The organism is Sphingorhabdus arenilitoris (assembly GCF_042651485.1).
Lineage (GTDB): Bacteria > Pseudomonadota > Alphaproteobacteria > Sphingomonadales > Sphingomonadaceae > Sphingorhabdus_B > Sphingorhabdus_B arenilitoris.
This window is the reverse complement of the sequence record NZ_JBHSDH010000010.1, coordinates 158,030-176,495: the sequence shown is the minus strand read 5'-3', so window position 1 is coordinate 176,495 and position 18,466 is coordinate 158,030. Positions and strand designations below refer to the sequence as shown.

Sequence of the window (18,466 nt, the reverse complement as noted above, 5' to 3'; positions counted from 1 at the left end):
TTGGTCGGCGCTGCTGTGTCTTTGGGTAGGGATGCGGATAGCGGGCAATTTCGGCAATGAGCCGGGCCCACAGGCGCTGATTGCCAGCACGCCAGATAGAGATCACCAATCCCCGTCGGCCCCCATAAAGCAATCTTATGGCGAATATACAGGTGGCCAGGCATCTAATGGAATGGGGCTTGCTTTACCGGCTCCCATGCGGTGGCCCGCCGATGCGGTATCGTTTGGCAGGGCGGCAGATCGCAGCACAGCATCCCCGACCATCTCGCTTTTGGCCCGCACCGCAGGCGGCACGGCGGGGTTGCCGGGTCAAAACATATATTTTTCGTCCAGCTCGCCCGCCCGCCCGCCGGTAGCCAGCCCGCCGCCGGGCTCCGCGACGCTGATCAATATCGAACGGCCGACTGGGCAAGATAGGCTCGATAATCAGGCAGGAAACAAGCCCAGTATTAAGCCCGATAAGCTGCAAATATATGCCTATAGCTATTGGCGTTTGGCGGCCAGCGAAGAGCGGAATATTTTGGCGGCACAAGGGCAATATGGCGGTAGTCAAAGCGGGATCATCGCGACCTATAAATTGAATAACAGCACAAATTCAGACCTTATGATCCTTACCCGTTTGGCGGCTGAAACTGTGCGAGGCGGCGACCGTGAAGCAGCCGTAGGTCTGCGCTGGCGGCCCAGCCGCGCCCTGCCGGTTTCGCTATCCGCAGAATATCGAATGCGCGAACGCAGCGCCGATGCGGTTGCAATTTATGTGGCAACCTCCATCGATGACGTGGCGATTGCCGCCGATATACGCGCCAGCGGGTTTGCGCAAATGGGCTATGTTAAGGCGCTACCTTCAACACCGCGTGCGTCCTCCGCATTTTTTGACGCAGGCGCCCGATTGGAAAAACCGTTGGTCACTTCAAAGCCATTGGGCGTCGCAATTGGCGCTGGTGCATGGGCGGGCGGACAGCGCGGAACACAGCGGATCGATATCGGCCCCACGCTGCGGCTGGACGCATCCCTATCTGATATTCCGCTTCGCCTGCATGCCGATTGGCGTTTTCGCGTCGGCGGCAATGCTCAACCGGGAAGCGGCCCCGCTTTGACGCTGTCGACTGGATTTTAACGATCGGTTTTCATCCGCGGAGTAGCAAATACACACAGATATATTGCAACAACGGCGCGCTGCGTCTTTATTGCGCCGCAAAATCGGGTTAGAGCGGTCGCGGAACATGGATATTTACCTTCCTATTGCGAATCTTTCGGTCAACGCATTCGTCATCATCTTCTTGGGTGTTGGCGTTGGTATGCTGTCGGGCATGTTTGGCGTGGGCGGCGGATTTTTGACGACGCCGTTGCTGATATTTTACGGAATTCCGCCGACGGTTGCGGCGGCATCGGCATCGACGCAGGTTACAGGGGCGAGCGTTTCGGGCGTATATGCGCATTTGAAACGCGACGGGGTCGATTTCCAAATGGGAGCGATATTGATCGTCGGCGGGGTATTTGGCACGTTGACTGGAGCCGGCCTGTTCGCGCTGCTCGAAAAATTGGGACAGATCGATACCGTCATCAACATTTTATATCTGGTGATGCTGGGTAGCATTGGCGCGATGATGGCGAAAGAAAGCTGGACTGCGGTCAGGGCTAGCCGCAGCGGCAAACCCCTGCCACCGCGCAAAAGACGCCATCACCCGCTCGTCGCCAACCTTCCGATGCGGTGGCGTTTTTATAAATCGGGATTATATATTTCCCCGCTTGCGCCATTATTACTGGGGGTGTTGACCGGCATATTGACCATGTTGCTGGGCGTCGGCGGCGGTTTCATTATGATCCCGGCGATGCTTTATCTTCTGGGCATGGGCGCGCAGGTCGTGGTGGGGACCTCGCTGTTCCAGATATTGTTCGTGACCATGTCCTCCACCATGATGCACAGCCTGACGACAAAGGCGGTGGATATTGTGTTGTCGGTGCTGCTGCTGCTCGGCAGTGTGGTTGGTGCGCAAATTGGCGCGCGTTTTGCACAAAAAATGAAGCCGGAATATTTACGACTGGCATTGTCATGTGTGGTTTTGTTGGTGGCGCTGCGTATGGCGTTGGGGCTGGGCTGGCAACCGGATGAAATTTACACGGTATCGCCGTTATGATCCGGTTGATTATCCTGTCCCTGTTGATCCTCTTGCCCGGGTCAGCATCGGCCGTCGAGCCAAAGCTGGTTCCCGATGTGTCGCAGCGGCAGATTAAAATTCAAACCGGCTTTACCGGCGCGAGGTTGTTGTTATTTGGTGCGATTATCTATCCGCGCGGTGTTGCCCCCACAGGTCAGGTGGACGTCGCAATCGTGCTGCGCGGCCCAACGCAGGCGATCACCTTGCGCGAAAAACAACAGATAGCGGGCATATGGGTCAATGCCGAAAGCAATGATTTTCGTTCGGTCCCGACCTATTATGCTGTGGCTTCATCGCGCCCGCTGAACAAAATAGTGGATGCAAAAACCGCTGCTATTTATGAATTGGGACTGGAGCGTATGCAATTATCGCCAAGCGGCGAGATTGTCGGGGCGGAACAACGCCGATTCATTCAAGGGCTTGTCGATTTGAACCAACGGCAGGGGCTATACCGCCAAGAGGACCGAGCGGTCGAAATCACCGACAATGTGCTCTACCGCGCCTATCTGGACATTCCCTCCAGCGTGCCGGTTGGCACCTATACGGCAGAGACGCTGCTTATCCGAAATGGGCGCGTTATTGTCGCTGATGATAATGTGGAAATTGAGATTCAAAAAACCGGTTTTGAACAATTTATCACCGTGATGGCCGATAAATACTCCCTGCTTTATGGCCTGCTTGCTGTGATTATCTCGTTGGGGCTCGGCTGGCTTGCAGGCGTCATTTTCCGGCGCGTTTGATAAAATTGTTACGCGGCCCTAATCCTTGTCCTTTCACACAAAATTGATCGCGGCCCCGATGGTAAATATTTCTTTACCTTGTCCCCCTATGCCGAACCCTAGATTTTAATAAATAGGGTAATCAAAATGGATATTCGGGACGGTCGCAGTTTTTCTGGTGGAATGCCCTATGGCATGGACGCAGATGGCAATGCGCGGGCGATACCCGGTCCTGCACCTGCGTATCAAACAGATGGTGATACGGTGCCGCCTGCACCAGCAGCAGCGCCTGCCTCAACGCCAGTAACGCCGCCGGCCGCGCCGCCTGCTGCTTCGGCAGAGGCTTCGTCTGTTCCCCCGCAAACCGTATCCTTGGCTCCTGCGGCCGATGGCCCAGCTCGCGCCGCCGAGCAGCGTCAACCGCAAGGTGATGGCAGCAACACCAACAGCCTCCACCATATCGGATTTGTCACCGATATTGCAGGATCGGGTTCGCAAGTCAGCCTGGACGGCGCTGTGCTGAATAAAATGATGAGTTTGGATGACCCCAGCCTCGCCATGGCCGGGCAAGTGGGGAGCCAGATCAAAATCCGTATCGGCAGCACATGGCTGCTCGCTAGCATCCGAACCCAAAAACTGCACGCCACCGAAAGCGGTGTGATTGTCGCTGCTGTCGACTTTTTGGGCGAAGGCGACGAAGAAAGGCTGACCGGCAAAATCTATAACTTCCGGCGCGGTGTGACCCGTTATCCGGTTCCGGGCGCCGAAGTATATGCTGTCTCCACCGCAGATATGAATCAGGTTTATGCCACCGATGCCCGCGCGAATATTGGCATCGGCACGGTTTTCCCCACGCGTGATATCCGCGCATCGCTCTATATTGATGCCATGTTGGGCAAACATTTTGCGCTATTGGGGTCCACCGGCACCGGTAAGTCCACCAGCGCCGCCTTGATCCTCCACCGGATTTGCGATCTCGCCCCTGAAGGGCATATTGTGATGGTCGATCCGCACGGCGAATATAGCGCGGCGTTCAAAACCAATGGCGCGTTATATGATGTGAACAACCTAGCCATGCCTTATTGGATTATGAATTTTAAGGAACATTGCGAAGTTTTCGTCACCTCGAAAGGCGATGACCGGCAAATGGATTGCGATATTCTGGCCAAATGCCTGCTAAAGGCACGGTCGAAAAACCGCGCGGCGGAGAGCGTAGGCAAGCTGACGGTGGATGCGCCGATACCCTATCTGCTATCCGATTTGACCAGCATCATTCAGGATGAAATGGGCAAGCTGGATAAAGCCAGCACCTCTGCGCCATATATGCGGCTCAAGGGCAAAATTGACGAGTTAAAGGCCGATCCGCGGTATAATTTTATGTTCTCCGGGATGCTGGTTGGCGACACTATGGCGGATTTTATAGGGAAGATTTTCCGTTTGCCGAGCCACGGTAAACCGATTTCGATCATCGATGTGTCCTCCATGCCGTCGGATATTACCTCGACCGTGGTCGCGGTATTGTCACGGCTGGTTTTTGACTATGCGATCTGGTCGCGTAACGAGCCGCAGCGGCCGATATTATTCGTTTGCGAAGAAGCGCACCGTTACATTCCGTCGGATAAGATTCAAGGCGATAGCGCGGTGCGGACCATCTTGGAACGCATCGCGAAGGAAGGCCGTAAATATGGCGTTTCTTTGGGCCTGATCACGCAGCGTCCTTCGGATTTGGCCGAAGGCGTCTTGTCGCAATGCGGTACAATATTATCGATGCGTTTGAATAATGACCGCGACCAAGCCTTTGTTCGGGCAGCAATGCCAGAGGGTGCGCGCGGGTTTCTCGACGCGATCCCGGCGCTCCGTAACCGAGAGATTATTATCTGCGGCGAAGGCGTCTCCATTCCCATGCGGGTTGCTCTCGATACGCTGGAAGAGGAAAAGCGGCCCGCATCTGAAGATCCGCTATTCTCACAATTGTGGCAGGAAACCGGCGGCGAGGATGAGATATTGGAGCGCGTCGTGCGCCGCTGGCGTTCGCAAGGGCGGTAATTCTCTCTGCCGCCCGGCGGTCCGGGCCTCTTGGTAAAGACTTGCCGACTGGTGCGCCAAAAACAAGCGCATCAGCCGGTGCTGCGCCTTGCCGCTCGGTCAGAGGGCTTTTGATAACGAATATTCCGTTCAGCGTCCATTCGACCGATCGGTGATAAGTGTCACTTCCACGGCTCCTTCGCCGACCATAGCTTGCAAAGCGCAACCTTATCCGCTTGAGTGCGTTTTAATGCCGGTGCAAGCAATAGAATTTGGATAAGACGTTTGATCATTCGCAATTATGCCTCGAAACATTCAGTCTATTGGCTGTTTCGCACGTCGGTCGGCATAGCTGCGCTCTCATTTCCGCAAATGTTACTGGCCCAGACTCAAAATGACAATGAGCCGATCCTTTCAGATGAAGAGTTTGAATCGGAAATTCCCGAACTGGACCCGTCCGACAAAACGCCGCTCGAAACGATCGAGGAATGGGAACAGCAGCAGCAGGACAATGACCGCACTGAGCAGGAGCGCGAAGATACAGAGCCGCAGCTGCCCGCATTTGAAGACCGCGACCCTAACGAGCTATTACCCGATCCGCCGGTAAATGACCCTGAGCTTGACGAACCGCTGCCATCAATTACCGATTTTGACGCCGAACCTCCGCCGCAGCCTACCGAAGCTGCAGAAGATGAAGCGGCGAGCTTGCGCTATAGCTACCGGCTTGAAGGGCTGGACGGTGATGGTGTGGAGGCGGAGGATGATCGCGCGGCCTTGCGTTCGGTTAAGGACAGGTTTGACGGCCTGTCGGCGCTGGCCGAGGGCGATGGAAAGGCGGCCAATGCGGCAATGGTAGCGGCCCGCCTGCGCGAAGATCAGCAATTGCTTATCGACTTACTCCAGTCGGAGGGTTTTTATGACGCCGCAACCCGCGCTGCAACAGAGGAAAAAGGCGACGAGGCTAAGCAGCTTACCGCCGTCCTGACCGCGATTCCTGGACCGCGATATCGGCTGGGCATAATCGATTTCGACGCGCCGCCGGTTGAACCGGTCAACCTGATCACGCGCAACTTTATACCTAAAGCGGGTGATCCGATTGTCGCCGAACAAATATTGGCGGCCGAGGCGAATATTTCGGTTGCGCTGCCCAATTATGGGTATCCTTTTGCAAAGGTGGGTCAGCGCGACATATTGCTCGATCCCGACACACAAACGGGCGACTATACCCTGCCGGTTGACACCGGGCCGCGCAGCTATTTTGGTAAGATCATCACCAGCGGCGATAAACCGGTATTCGGTAGCGAGCATATTGAAAGGCTCCGCCGTTTCAAACCCGGCGAGCTGTATGATGCTCGGAAACTGGATGATTTGCGGGCGGCGCTGGTGTCGACCGGGTTATTGTCCACCATTTCGGTTGAAGCGGTAAATAGCGATGAGACCGCGCCCGATGGGACTGCCTATGCCGACCTGCTGGTCCGTCAGGAGGCGGGCCCGGCGCGAACCATCGCGGGCAGCCTCGGTTATGCAACCGGTCAGGGATTTCGCGCAGAGGCCAGTTGGACCCACCGCAACCTGTTCCCGCCCGAAGGCGCGCTGACGCTCAGTGCGGTCGCCGGGACACAGGAGCAGGCCCTAGGCGTTACATTTCGGCGTTCCAACGCGGGCAAACGGGACCGTGCCGCCGAACTGTCGCTCGCGGCGCAGCGGTCCGATCTTGAAGCATTTCGAGCGGAAAGCATCCGTCTGGCCGGGCGGATCTCGCGCGAGTCCACTCCGATCTGGCAAAAGCGCTGGACCTATAGTTATGGATTTGAGTTATTGGGCAGCCGGGAACGGGAGCTTGACGTGGACACGCTGGGGCTCGTGACCGACAATTATCTGATTTTCGCATTGCCGGGGCAGCTCGGTTATGATCGTTCCAATAGCTTGCTTGATCCCACAAAGGGCTACCGGCTGAATCTCCGCTTATCGCCCGAGGTATCTTTGGGCAGCGGCCAGCAAATATATGCGCGGACGGTCGCCGAGGCGGCGAGCTATGTTCCGCTGATGGATAATTTTGTATTTGCAAGCCGTCTGCGCGTCGGCAGTATACTCGGCGCGAAGCGGGCCAATATCACGCCGTCGCGCCGCTATTACGGCGGCGGCGGGGGATCTGTGCGCGGATTTGGTTTTCAAGAGCTGGGGCCGAGAGCGGAATTTGCCAACCCGGATTTTGACCCCAATGATCCTGATGAAGAGGATAGCCCAACCCTATCCCAGCCGATTGGCGGGCGCAGCCTTGTTGAAGCATCGGCGGAGGCGCGCTATCGTTTCGGCAGCTATGGCGTGGTGGCTTTTGTCGATGCTGGACAAGTCTATACGCAAAGCACGCCGCAATTTGACGATTGGCGTTTCGGAGTGGGCATTGGCGGACGGTTTTACACCAATTTTGGACCAGTAAGGCTGGACATCGCAACCCCGATAAACCGCCGCCCGGGGGAAAGCCGTGTGTCGGTTTATGTTTCGATCGGTCAGGCATTTTGATGACCGACGATAGCACCAACGAATATAACGATACGGTCAAAGTCACGCGGTGGAGCTGGCCCAAACGCATTTTTGCGAGCTTGTCGGCGGCATTACTGGTGGTGATAGTCGCGGCATTTTCGGGCTATATCTGGCTCGACAGCAAATCTGGGCATCGTTTTATCATTGGCCAGATAGAGGCGATGACATTTGAAAATGGGATGAAGGTTAAGGCGGGCAGGCTGGACGGATCGATTTATGACCAGCTGGAAATTCATGATCTTACCATAGCCGACCCCAAGGGTGATTTTGCATCTGTGCCGCACGCGCAGCTGGATTGGTCGCCATTTGCACTGCTGTCCAATCATGTGGATATAAACAGCCTGACCGCGAAACGCGTCAATATGCTGAGGCTGCCGGAGTTTAAGGAGGTTCCGGATAGCGACGATCCGTTGCTGCCCGATATTGATATCGACATTGCCCGGTTGACGATTGACCAAATTGATATTGCTGAGGCTGTGACCGGGAAACGCCACCTGGCGCGCTTTTCTGGCTCGGCGAAAATTGCCGACCGCAGGGCTCAAATACGCATCGATGCGGCGGCGAGCGAGGACAGCGGTATGGCAGGCGGCGATATGCTGAAATTGGTGTTGGATGCGGTGCCCGATGATAATATTTTCGATGTTGACGCCCGCCTGACTGCTCCAGCCGATGGCTTGCTCGCTGGCCTGTCCGGTGTTGCTAAGCCATTGGACATCACCCTGTCAGGCAAAGGCGACTGGGCCAAATGGGAAGGGCAGCTGACCGGATTATCGGGCGGGGACAAATGGGCTGATCTGGCTCTTACCGGACGTGAAAGCCGTTTCACCGCGTCTGGTAATTTTGCAGTTGGGCCCTTCTTAGAGGGTCAGGCGGCGCAGCTATTTGCGCCTTTAACCTATATCGACATGCGCGCTGACCTCGATGATCGGCGCGCTCAAATATATGGCGGCATCGCATCTGCCAATTTTGACGCGGGCACCAATGGCATCGTGGATTTTGGTGACAATAGTTTCGATGATCTTGCGGTGTTCATTCGGCTAAAACGGCCAGCCGCGCTTGCGGCCAATATGTCGGGCGAAAATATCCGGCTTCGCGCGCTTCTGAATGACCAATGGGCGCGGCCGCTTGTGGCCTATAATCTTCAGGCTGGCCGTCTTGCCTTTGATGAAACCGCAATATTGGGGCTTATCGCAAGCGGCGAAAGCCGTATTAACAGGGACCGCACGATCATCCCGGTAACGGCCCGTGCGGATCGCATCGCGGGATTGAATGAAGCGGCGGGTGAATTGCTAACGGGCGTGCGGCTGTCGGGCAATTTGGCCTATGCCAATAACCGTATATTGTCCGATGATCTGAAGATCACCTCGCGGCGGATCGACGCGACCGCGATCGTTGCTGCGGATTTGAACAGCGGCCGATATACAGCGGCGCTCAATGGCCGGGTGAATGATTACCGCATCGAAAGCGTCGGTATTTTCAACATCGAAACCGATGTGGATGTGGAAACACAGGTAACCGGTTTTGCGCTGACCGGCACAGTGAAGGCGCGCTCGACCCGGATATTCAACGACGGCGCGCGCGAATTTCTGGGCGGGAATAGTTTTGTAACCGCCAATGTGCGTTATGGCACCGATGGGGTTATCCGCATTGCATCGGCGCGGCTGGCGGCACCCTCCTTTCGCCTGACGCAGGGGAGCGGCAGCTACACACCCTCCGGCGGACTGGATTTCGCGGCCAGCGGCAATTCCGCTCAATATGGACCGCTTGGGCTTCGCCTGACAGGATCGGTGGCCGCGCCTGTCGCGCGCATTGCCGCGCCGCGTCCGGGATTTGGGATTGGAATGGCTAATGTGGTCGCGACCGTGCGCGGAAGCCAGCGAGGCTATGACGTCATAGCGGCGGGTGATACCAGCTATGGTCCGTTTTCAGCAGATGTCGGCATATTGGCGGGAGGCGGACCGCTGACCGTTGATATTGGCCGCGCCGATTTTGCCGGGATAGCGGTTTCCGGCCGGATCAATCAGACCCCGGCAGGGCCCTTTGCCGGGCAGTTAATCGGCGCAGGGCAAGGATTTGACGGCACCATCACCCTATCATCCTACCAAAATAGCCAAAGGCTTATCATAGACGCCGCCGGCAATAACATGCGCCTGTCTGGACCCGCGCAGCTAACCGCCGGACGCGCGATTGCTGATGCGGATATAATCCTATTCGACAAGCCGCAGATCATTGCCGATGTGCAGCTTTCCAATGCGACCATTAACAGCGCACAAATTGCGCTTGCCCGCGCCAAAATAAACTATCGCGGCGAAAGCGGCACAGCGCAGATTTTTGCCGAAGGACGCAGCGGCGCTCCGTTTCGGATGGCGATCAATGCTGATCTTGCGCCAGAGCTATGGCGGGTGGCAGCAAAGGGCCGCGTCAACGGCTTGGATATCGCAACCGCAACCCCGCTTCGCATCATTCCGCGCAGCAACGAATATCAAATATTGCCGGCGACGATCAATGTCGCAAATGGCAAGGTGCAATTAGCGGGCAGTTACGGGGATGCCATTGATATTGAATCGCGGCTGACCGGCGTCAATCTGGCGGCGCTGAATCCAATGTTTCCCGCGCTTGGGATAGGGGGGACTGCGACCGGCAGTTTGGATTGGTATCAGGCTTCGTCTCGCGCCTTTCCTCAGGCCGATGCGCGGCTCCAATTGAACGATTTTACCCGCACCAGCCTGGCGAGCCAGAGCCTGCCTGTCGATATAAATTTGGTTGGCCGTTTGCTGCCCGATGGCGGCAACGCGCGTCTGGTTATTCGGCGGCGCGGCGCCGCTGTGGGCCGGATGCAGGTGGATTTGCGGCCATTGCCGCCCGGTGCCGGACCATGGGTTGATAGGCTGATGCAGGCACCGTTATCCGGCGGGATCCGCTATAATGGCCCGGCTGATGCGCTATTCTCCCTCGCGGCGCTCCCGGATCAAAATCTGGCTGGGAATATCGGCGTTGCCGCCGATTTTTCGGGCCGTGTTGCCAGCCCGCAGCTGTCGGGTGTTGTGCGTGCCAATGACTTGATTTACGAAAATGCCGCTTATGGCACGCGGCTGACCCAATTGCGGCTGCGTGGGCGTTTTACCAATGATCAGCTGCAGGTGAGCGAGTTAACCGCCAAAGCAGGCAAAGGCAGTGTGAGCGGTAGCGGCTTTGTCAGCCTGTCATCGGCGCAAGGATTTCCGGTGCAGCTGAACCTGGACCTCGACAATGCCCGCCTTGCCCAAAATGATTTAATTGCATCGGAAGCAAGCGGACGCATTTCGATAACCAACAGCGCCAATTCGCCAGCGGTGATACGCGGCACATTGCGCCTTCCCGAAACCCGGTACCGCATTGTCCGGCAAGGGTCGGCAAATGTCGCCAAATTAACCGGCGTCAGGCGAAAACCGCCCCTGCGGAACGCCCGAATCACCGGTGACCCCGACCCTATTGAAAGCCTGCCGTCCAATTGGCAGCTTGATATCGCGCTTGTTGCCGAAAATCAGCTTTATATATCAGGCATGGGACTGGAATCCGAATGGTCGTCCGACCTGAAAATCAGCGGTACGACGGATGCGCCGCGTATAACCGGCCGGGTGGATCTGGTGCGAGGTACTTTGGGATTCGCCGGACGGTCATTCCAATTGGAAACAGGGCGTATTTCCTTCAACGGGCCGGCAGTCAATCCAAGCGTCCGGATCGCAGCAACCAGTGAGATAGAAGGCGTGACGACGCAGGTCACTATTCGCGGGACTGGGTTGAATCCTGATATCACATTTTCGTCGACGCCCACATTGCCGCAGGACGAAATTATGGCCCGAATATTATTCGGCAATTCAGTCGGAGAGCTGAATGCCATTCAGGCGGTGCAACTGGCCGCATCGTTAAACAGTTTGCGCGGCGGCAGCGGCGGGCTAAACCCGCTGGGCGTTTTGCAAGCATCGAGCGGTATTGACCGGCTGCGTATATTGGGGGCGGATCAGGAAAATGGCCGCGGGACATCGGTTGCTTTTGGTCAATATATCACCAACGATGTTTATGTAGAGATTGTGACCGACGCCCGCGGCTATACCGCTAGTCAGATAGAAATCAGCCTGACGCCTGCGCTATCGGTGCTCAGCCAGTTTAGCAGTTTTGGCAGCTCCAACGTCAATGTGCGCTACCGAAAGGATTATTGATGCGCCCGCATACCAAATCGCCCATGCTGATAATCCTAGCTGTGGTCGTGATGACCTTACCGGCTTGTTCGAATGATTTTGAAACGGACTATGCAGAGACCGAAAAGGAATTGCAGCAAAAAGCCCAAAAGATCGAACGCGACCTCGATGCACAAATGAAATCAGAGTTAGGCAGCGAGGCCGCACCGCCGGCCAAGGGCGCTTTTGTTCCAGCGAAGAAATAAAGCGATAACTCGTAATTCTGCCGCATCGCTACCGCTCCAGCATGGCCTGCCATTTTTCTGCTTTTGGATTGGCCGCTTGTACCGCTTTTTCGTGCATGGCCTTCACCCTGTCCGGCGCTTCGATCAGCAACGGCAATATTTGATCGGCTTCCGGCAAATTCTTCCAATATTTTTTCGGCATTTCGGACTGCATAGCCTTTATCTTGATGCGCGCTGGATTGAAAATCGCGCCATAATAGGTTCGCCATTGATCGTCGATGACATCATGGATGGGCACCTCGCTGCGCTCTCCGCCGGGACCAAAGCATAGTATCTCATCCTGCCAAATGGCGCGTGCATGCGGCGTGATAATGGCCCAATCCATGCCATAAAAACGCTTACGAAAAAAACCGGCAGTATGGCGGGTGATATAATGATCGGGTTCATACCAAGCCGCGAAAGCCTCTCGGCCATCCTGATTTTCGCCTATTTTCTTAAACCGGACAAAAGCGTGCATTTTATGAATATCGCGCCGGACCGATTTGGCCCTGTCATGCAGCCAGCCGATATCATCATCGTTCCGCCGTGACAGCAATCCGCGTTCGGACTGCAGCCGCCATAATATCGAATATAGCCTTGCGAAACGCTGCTCATCGCGGTGCAGCATCGCGATTTGAGCGAGCGCTAGGAATATTTTTGGCACAGCGTTATGAATGGCAGGCAGAGAAGCTGCAGCAGGTCGATGCGCAATCGCGGCGCCGCCCGAAAATAAAGACGGCGCGTCTTGCGCCATGCGCCAATGGACATCGGCCGGATGCGCCCCGATCCGCAGCAAGCCTCTAGCCTTGGCCCGCCAAGCATCAAAATCATCCGGGCTTTCGATGACAACCTCTATCATAACATCAGCGCCATTTGCCGTGGCGGCGGCAGGAAGCGTGCACGTAAATCTGCGCTGTCGGTTAACCCGCCGGGATGCCAGTCTGCGCAAATGATGAATGCCTTTGCGATTTTCAAGGAACGCACGATCCGCGCCACATCGCCAAAGCGCAGCGCCCCTTGACGGCGCGCTGCGATGATACGCTGAATGCTTTTGATGCCAAGGCCGGGAACACGCAGCAACATTTCGCGCGGAGCTCGGTTAATATCGACCGGAAACTCCTCCCGCCGCTGCAATGCCCAGGCCAATTTGGGGTCGACGGCTAGATCGAGCATACCATTGGGCGCGCCCTCCAATATCTCGTCACGGTTAAAACCGTAAAAACGCAGCAGCCAATCGGCCTGATACAGCCGGTGTTCGCGCAGCAAGGGCGGGCGCACGGGCGGCAGGTCGCTGCTTGCGTCGGGGATCGGACTATAGGCGGAATAATAAACCCGTCGCAGACCATAATCGGAATAGAGGCTTGTCGAAGTCTGCAAAATATCCGCATCAAGGCTATTGTCCGCACCGACAATCATCTGCGTCGATTGCCCCCCGGGCGCAAAACGCGGCGGTTTTGCTTTCATCAACTTTGCCGCTTTGTGTTCGCCCGCGCTTTCCAGTAGCCTCATTTTCACCGCGCCCATCGTTTTGCGAATGGAAGGCGCGTTTTTCTCCGGCGCAAAAGCAGCCAGGCCCGCTTCGGTGGGGAGCTCAATATTGATCGACAATCGGTCCGCATATCGCCCCGCTAGGTCGATCAAACGGGGGTCCGCATCGGGTATAGTTTTCAAGTGAATATAGCCGCCAAACAGATGATCTTCGCGCAGCCGGCGGGCAATTTCGACCATTTGCTCCATCGTATAATCGGATGACCGAATAATGCCGGAGGACAAAAACAGGCCCTCAATATAATTGCGTTTGTAGAAGTTCAGCGTCAACTGCACCACTTCATCCACGCTGAACCTTGCTCTTTCAACATTGCTGGAGGCGCGGTTGATACAATAACGGCAATCGAAAATGCAGAAATTGGTCAGCAATATTTTCAGCAGCGAGATACACCGCCCGTCGGGCGCATAGCTATGGCAGATTCCCATGCCCGTTGTGGACCCGATGCCTTTGGTACCTACCGAATCACGGCGCGCCGTTCCCGACGACGCGCAGGACGCATCATATTTCGCGGCATCCGCCAAAATAGCCAGCTTTTCCATCGTCGATTTTTGCGCCATATGCAGCATGTAGCACACAGAACATAAAAAGAACAAATATTGTTTCTGCGCTGCACATTTTATCGGCAGCAACTTGCGAAAATGGTTGAAGCTTGGCGTTGGCGCGCCGTCGCTGCACGGAACTCGCAGGGGCGTTTCTGATATTGTCTGGTGCGGCCAAGAAGACTCGAACTTCCACGGGCTTTCGCCCACAACGACCTCAACGTTGCGCGTCTACCAATTCCGCCATGGCCGCACAGCCCTGACATGGTGATGCGCGCCATTAGCAACAGGTAACAATTGGCGCAACCGCGATTTGCAATAAAGATCAGCCCGTCAATATGTCGCATTTTGGGGCATGGCATTGCAAGCTAGCCGTAAAAATTCGGAAATGAGACGCATTAAGCCCTGTTAACCAGAAACGGCGCTTGCTCTGATATGGTTAAACAGCGTTAATCACGTTTGATGATAAACTCTTTACCCTTGTTGCTACTTGCCGCCGTTCCAACAGGCGCAGGGCAATCTGCGGCCGTATCATTCAACTGGGCGGCGGCGGACAAGCCAGTATCACCGCCCGTCAATGCCCGCGCAGCAACCGCTGTTGGCAAGGCCAGTGCGCAGATTGTGAAAGCCGAACGGATCACCTTTCGTTCCAGCCAAGTAAGCGATCAAAAAACGGACCGGCAGATCAGCCAACGCGGCGCGATGTCGGTAACGGAATTTTATTAATAAACGGCGGGGTCAGGGGCAAAACAGGGCGCAGCATCGGCAATCACAATGCTGCGCCCGGTTATCGTTAGAATTTGCCCAAAATATTGATGAAAGGTCCGTGGCTGCTATAGCTTTGGTCGGTCAAATCATCGGAGAAATCGGACAGCGAATAGCCGACACCCAATTTCACATTATTGCCCAAATGACGGTACACTGCGCCCAATGCGCCGAGCCGTTTATCATCGGCCGCTGTGACCCATAATGCCCGGCCCTCCGCCGTAATGTCCCATTCTTTATTCAGATGATAGTCCAGCCGGACAACACCCAAATGCGCATCGGAGCTGACGAAAACTTCGCTGTCGCGGGCCAATGAAACGCGGCCCGAACGATAGCCATATTTTGCGCCTAGCGTGAATTTGCGGCTGAGGTCATAGTTAATGTCAATGCTACCGATGGATGAAACCTGTTTCGGACTTTCGGTGGTGCCTGAACCTGTTACTTGACCTGCGGGACCCAAATCTTCGAAATAGGTGAAACGAACCAACGCGTTTAACCGTTCATTATTGACCGGGCGGTAGGCAAAGCCAGCAACAGCTTCGGTAAATTCCGCCGCACGGATCGACGGGCCTTCATTATCCGCCTGCGCGATATTGAACCGGCCCAAAACACGCCAGTCAGGATTGACCGCATAGCTAAAATCATTGCGCCACAGCCATACGGTTTGATCCCGGCCCACGCCGGTTTCATTGCGCAGCTCAATCGAGGTGCCCACCCGCACATCTTCGGCAGTATAGCCAACGCCGATACTTGCCGCTGTCCGTTTGAACGGGCCCGTGGTGGCATCATCAATCCGTCCATTTTCAAAACTGCCGGTGAAAGACAGCTTTTCTGATGGGTCAAAGCGCAGACCGAAATTGCGGGTCAGCGACGGAGCGGTGCCGCCAATGCCAACGCGGTTTTCGCCATATACCGATAGGCTATCGGTAAAGCGTTGCCGCGCGCCTAGGGTTAATGTGCCCCGATTGGAGCGGGTAAAGATATTCTGGCTGTCGAGGCCGGTATCGGTCCGATCGGCAAATAGCGCATAGCCGACATAGGCTTCGCTACCCTCGCTCAATCGGTGGTTAAGCTGCACATCGGCGCCCAGCCCGCCATCGCCGCCAGAAAGCTCACCATTAAGCGACAGGCGCTCGGACAATTCGGCCTTGATCCCGCCGCCTGCACGGTTGTTGCGGCTGCGCGCTGCATCGCGCTCCAATGTGGCTTGACCAAAACCGTAAAGCGCCAAATTGGTGCCGCCGGGCTTATACTCAATTTCTGCCGCGGCATCGGTGCGCTCGCCGTCTTGCACGCTGTTATACAGCAGGCCGGGCGTGCGGTCTTCATAACGAAGGCCCGCTTTGGCTGTGACACTGCCTGTGCCAACGGCAAATTTATTGGCAATGTCAATTGTCCCGGTCTCGCTTTGGCCTGCGCTACCCGATGTCAGCGTGTCATATTTTGCCGATAACGATAAAGTGCCAACGGGAACTGTCACGCCGAAACCCCATCTTTCGGTATCGGCAGGCGTCAACCGGCCAGCGGAGGAAAAGCCCGCATCCTGATTTTCATAATAGGCCGATGCCGAACCCAAGTCACCGCTTTTACCGGTTAGCTCGGCAAAGTTGATGCCAGCCTCGGTCCGCCATGCTTTCGATTTCAAGGTGGTTCCGGGATTGGCAATATCGGTAAAGCTAAGCCCGCCATCAATGGAATTGGACTGACCAAATCCGGGGCCATCGCTTTGCGCTATTTCCGCTTTGACATATGTGCCAGCGGTCACGCGCAGCAATATATCGGCACCGAGCACGGTCTGATCCGCTTGTTCGACCGTATCGCGTTGCCCGGTAATGCCCAAACGCACATCATCGGTCAGCCAGCCCGATGCCCGGCCGCCTACGGTATAACCATCGAGGCTGCCGATCGGCGGCGTGTATTCATAACGCACCACCAGAACCGGGACATTGCCCGCTGAGCTTCCTTCGCGCACCGTGCTGCCTGTGGCAGCGGTTGAGGCAAGCGGACTGAGCAATGTTAAACGGCCTTGGAATGGATCAAAGTCATAATCTTGCTGCGGATGCAAATCGCGGCTTTCCAATACCAAGCCAGTTTCCCGGTCGCGCACTTCGATGCGCAGCCTTTCGGATCCAACTGAGATATCCTGACGTTTGAGGAAATAGAGCGATCCGCCTGTGCCGCGAAATTCCTCACGCCCTGGCACTGTGCCGGGATCGGAGGCAAAACCGGTCAGCTGCAATTTCCGCTCTCCAAATCCGGTGACGGCTTTGCTGTTAATATCGACAAGCGCGCCAAATAATCCGCGGTCCAATTGCGCCAATTCTGCGCCGTTAATTTGGGTCACGAAATTGCCGACAACCAGCTGGCTCGCATCCTTATTGACGCGCAGATAGAAGCGGCCCTGTGTTGGCGCGTCTTCGACCAATGTCGAATCGTCGCCATAGGTGGGATAATATTGATCGCTGTTCAACCGGCGGAGCAGCTGACGTGGATCTTTGCGGTCCAGGTTGCTGAGCAAATCTTTGACCAGCGTCTCACCTGTATCGAGCGAAGCGGTGACCCGGACATCGTCGCCGACAACGCCCTTTGCATAAAAAGCACCCCGTCCGATGGCATAGCTTCCGTCGGCAAGACTGTCGCCGCTGACGATGCTGGCGGGGCCGCTGCCAAAGCTTTTGCCCAATGTCACTTCGCCTTGGCCGACAATGAACCAGTCATCCTTGGGCGCGGCAAAGCTTTGTGAAGTGCGCATAACTTCTTTTCCGCCGCGCGAAATGCTCACCTGCATATCGCCATCCTGGCGCGATACGATCTGCTGCGCCGCAAATTTGCCGTCTGCATCGACTGGCACGAATTGGCCGGAAACGCGGACAATATCGCTATCTGGATCGGCTGTACCGGTGACCGTCGCCATGATGCCAGACAGGTCGATGGTGCGCCGGGCGGCTTCATCAATTTTGCCGAAATTGGGACGGGTCACCAGCTTCTTCGCCATGGTATCGGCGACCGCTTTGTCGACAATGGTTAGCTCTTGTGCGGCCGTTTCGTCGAATTTACCGTCCTTGGCATAGACGCGGTAGACATAGAATAGCGCCGACGGTCCGTTGTCCGGCACTTGCCAGGGCGCTGTGCCATTTTGATCGACCGGAATGACCGCCAATGGTTCGCCGTCCGGTGATTGGGTTGCGCGGAAAATACGAAGCTCGCCTTTTTCAATGAAGGCCGGGTAGTTGCTATAACCCAAGAAAGAAACCGTTTGTCCGGCCGCTGCGGTGCGTTCCGAATCCATCAGGCCGACATTCAACACCGGCTGCACGATTAAAGTGTCTGCGCGAAATTGAATGTTAAATTCATCTGCCTGCACAGGCGCAGCGGGCTTACCCTCGCTTGCTGCAGCATCCGGCGTCAATGCGCTGGCGCTGGCGCTGACCGCTGGCGCTGTAGCAACGGCAATTGCGATCGGCGATGCGGATGCTCTTACCGGTTGAACAGCGTTTTGAACCAGCGCAGTCCCTGTTCCGGGGATGAAGATGATTTCCGGTTGTTGGGATACGATAGCCGTTTCGGCGGCGATAGCAGCGCCAATAGTGCTATTTGCGTCATCCTCGGCATGGACAGCCGCCGGAAGTGAAACAGCCATTGCTGCGGCCAGCGACGAACGAACGGCCCAGCTATTTTGTGCTGATTTAATCATGCTTTTTGTGTCCTGAATATTTTTCATGGCG

Annotated in this window: 11 protein-coding genes and 1 tRNA gene; 8 read left to right on the top strand and 4 right to left on the bottom strand. The window is 56.0% G+C overall.

The annotated features are described in order from the left end of the window. Nucleotides 1-172 precede the first annotated feature (172 nt). From ACFOWX_RS02265 to ACFOWX_RS02235, 7 genes are all read left to right on the top strand, one after another. Nucleotides 173-1,117, top strand: a complete 945-nt coding sequence (locus ACFOWX_RS02265) for a hypothetical protein (RefSeq protein ID WP_381420864.1) — start codon at nt 173-175, stop codon at nt 1,115-1,117. 106 nt (nt 1,118-1,223) lie between these two features. Beyond that, the gene (locus ACFOWX_RS02260) at nt 1,224-2,138 is read left to right on the top strand and encodes a sulfite exporter TauE/SafE family protein (protein ID WP_381420862.1); all 915 of its coding nucleotides are present in this window, start codon (nt 1,224-1,226) and stop codon (nt 2,136-2,138) included. Continuing rightward, complete coding sequence (locus ACFOWX_RS02255) at nt 2,135-2,899, top strand: TIGR02186 family protein (RefSeq protein ID WP_381420860.1); 765 nt, start codon at nt 2,135-2,137, stop codon at nt 2,897-2,899. The genes ACFOWX_RS02260 and ACFOWX_RS02255 overlap by 4 nt, the downstream gene beginning before the upstream one ends. Nucleotides 2,900-3,025: 126 nt before the next feature. Then, nucleotides 3,026-4,924, top strand: a complete 1,899-nt coding sequence (locus ACFOWX_RS02250; RefSeq protein WP_381420858.1) for an ATP-binding protein — start codon at nt 3,026-3,028, stop codon at nt 4,922-4,924. Nucleotides 4,925-5,188: 264 nt separating this feature from the next. Further along, the gene (locus ACFOWX_RS02245) at nt 5,189-7,426 is read left to right on the top strand and encodes an autotransporter assembly complex protein TamA (RefSeq protein WP_381420856.1); all 2,238 of its coding nucleotides are present in this window, start codon (nt 5,189-5,191) and stop codon (nt 7,424-7,426) included. Then, complete coding sequence (locus ACFOWX_RS02240) at nt 7,426-11,646, top strand: translocation/assembly module TamB domain-containing protein (RefSeq protein ID WP_381420853.1); 4,221 nt, start codon at nt 7,426-7,428, stop codon at nt 11,644-11,646. The genes ACFOWX_RS02245 and ACFOWX_RS02240 overlap by 1 nt, the downstream gene beginning before the upstream one ends. Beyond that, nucleotides 11,646-11,870, top strand: a complete 225-nt coding sequence (locus tag ACFOWX_RS02235) for a hypothetical protein (protein WP_381420851.1) — start codon at nt 11,646-11,648, stop codon at nt 11,868-11,870. The genes ACFOWX_RS02240 and ACFOWX_RS02235 overlap by 1 nt, the downstream gene beginning before the upstream one ends. A 28-nt stretch (nt 11,871-11,898) precedes the next feature. Here the strand turns inward: ACFOWX_RS02235 and ACFOWX_RS02230 are convergent, their stop codons facing one another. From ACFOWX_RS02230 to ACFOWX_RS02220, 3 genes are all read right to left on the bottom strand, one after another. Then, nucleotides 11,899-12,747: a TIGR03915 family putative DNA repair protein gene (locus ACFOWX_RS02230; RefSeq protein ID WP_381420849.1), complete on the bottom strand. Its 849-nt coding sequence runs from the start codon at nt 12,745-12,747 to the stop codon at nt 11,899-11,901. Further along, complete coding sequence (locus ACFOWX_RS02225; RefSeq protein WP_381420847.1) at nt 12,744-13,994, bottom strand: putative DNA modification/repair radical SAM protein; 1,251 nt, start codon at nt 13,992-13,994, stop codon at nt 12,744-12,746. The genes ACFOWX_RS02230 and ACFOWX_RS02225 overlap by 4 nt, the downstream gene beginning before the upstream one ends. Before the next feature lie 148 nt (nt 13,995-14,142). Next, nucleotides 14,143-14,229 (bottom strand) — tRNA-Leu (locus ACFOWX_RS02220). Between the two features lie 209 nt (nt 14,230-14,438). On the opposite strand from ACFOWX_RS02220, the gene ACFOWX_RS02215 reads away from it, so the two are divergent. Continuing rightward, entirely contained in the window at nt 14,439-14,702 is a 264-nt protein-coding gene (locus tag ACFOWX_RS02215) for a hypothetical protein (RefSeq protein ID WP_381420845.1), read from the top strand. Nucleotides 14,703-14,769: 67 nt separating this feature from the next. Here ACFOWX_RS02215 and ACFOWX_RS02210 read toward each other — a convergent pair whose 3' ends face one another. Continuing rightward, nucleotides 14,770-18,462 carry a hypothetical protein gene (locus tag ACFOWX_RS02210; protein WP_381420842.1) on the bottom strand — a complete coding sequence of 1,231 codons (3,693 nt, stop codon included), beginning with the start codon at nt 18,460-18,462 and terminating at the stop codon, nt 14,770-14,772. Between the last annotated feature and the right edge of the window lie 4 nt (nt 18,463-18,466).

What these genes read in the sequence shown, in the direction of transcription:
- ACFOWX_RS02265 (WP_381420864.1), top strand. Translation starts at nt 173, where the DNA reads ATGGGGCTTGCTTTACCGGCTCCCATGCGGTGGCCCGCCGATGCGGTA.
- ACFOWX_RS02260 (WP_381420862.1), top strand. Translation starts at nt 1,224, where the DNA reads ATGGATATTTACCTTCCTATTGCGAATCTTTCGGTCAACGCATTCGTC.
- ACFOWX_RS02255 (WP_381420860.1), top strand. Translation starts at nt 2,135, where the DNA reads ATGATCCGGTTGATTATCCTGTCCCTGTTGATCCTCTTGCCCGGGTCA.
- ACFOWX_RS02250 (WP_381420858.1), top strand. Translation starts at nt 3,026, where the DNA reads ATGGATATTCGGGACGGTCGCAGTTTTTCTGGTGGAATGCCCTATGGC.
- ACFOWX_RS02240 (WP_381420853.1), top strand. Translation starts at nt 7,426, where the DNA reads ATGACCGACGATAGCACCAACGAATATAACGATACGGTCAAAGTCACG.
- ACFOWX_RS02235 (WP_381420851.1), top strand. Translation starts at nt 11,646, where the DNA reads ATGCGCCCGCATACCAAATCGCCCATGCTGATAATCCTAGCTGTGGTC.
- ACFOWX_RS02230 (WP_381420849.1), bottom strand. Translation starts at nt 12,747, where the DNA reads ATGATAGAGGTTGTCATCGAAAGCCCGGATGATTTTGATGCTTGGCGG.
- ACFOWX_RS02225 (WP_381420847.1), bottom strand. Translation starts at nt 13,994, where the DNA reads ATGGCGCAAAAATCGACGATGGAAAAGCTGGCTATTTTGGCGGATGCC.
- ACFOWX_RS02215 (WP_381420845.1), top strand. Translation starts at nt 14,439, where the DNA reads ATGATAAACTCTTTACCCTTGTTGCTACTTGCCGCCGTTCCAACAGGC.
- ACFOWX_RS02210 (WP_381420842.1), bottom strand. Translation starts at nt 18,462, where the DNA reads ATGAAAAATATTCAGGACACAAAAAGCATGATTAAATCAGCACAAAAT.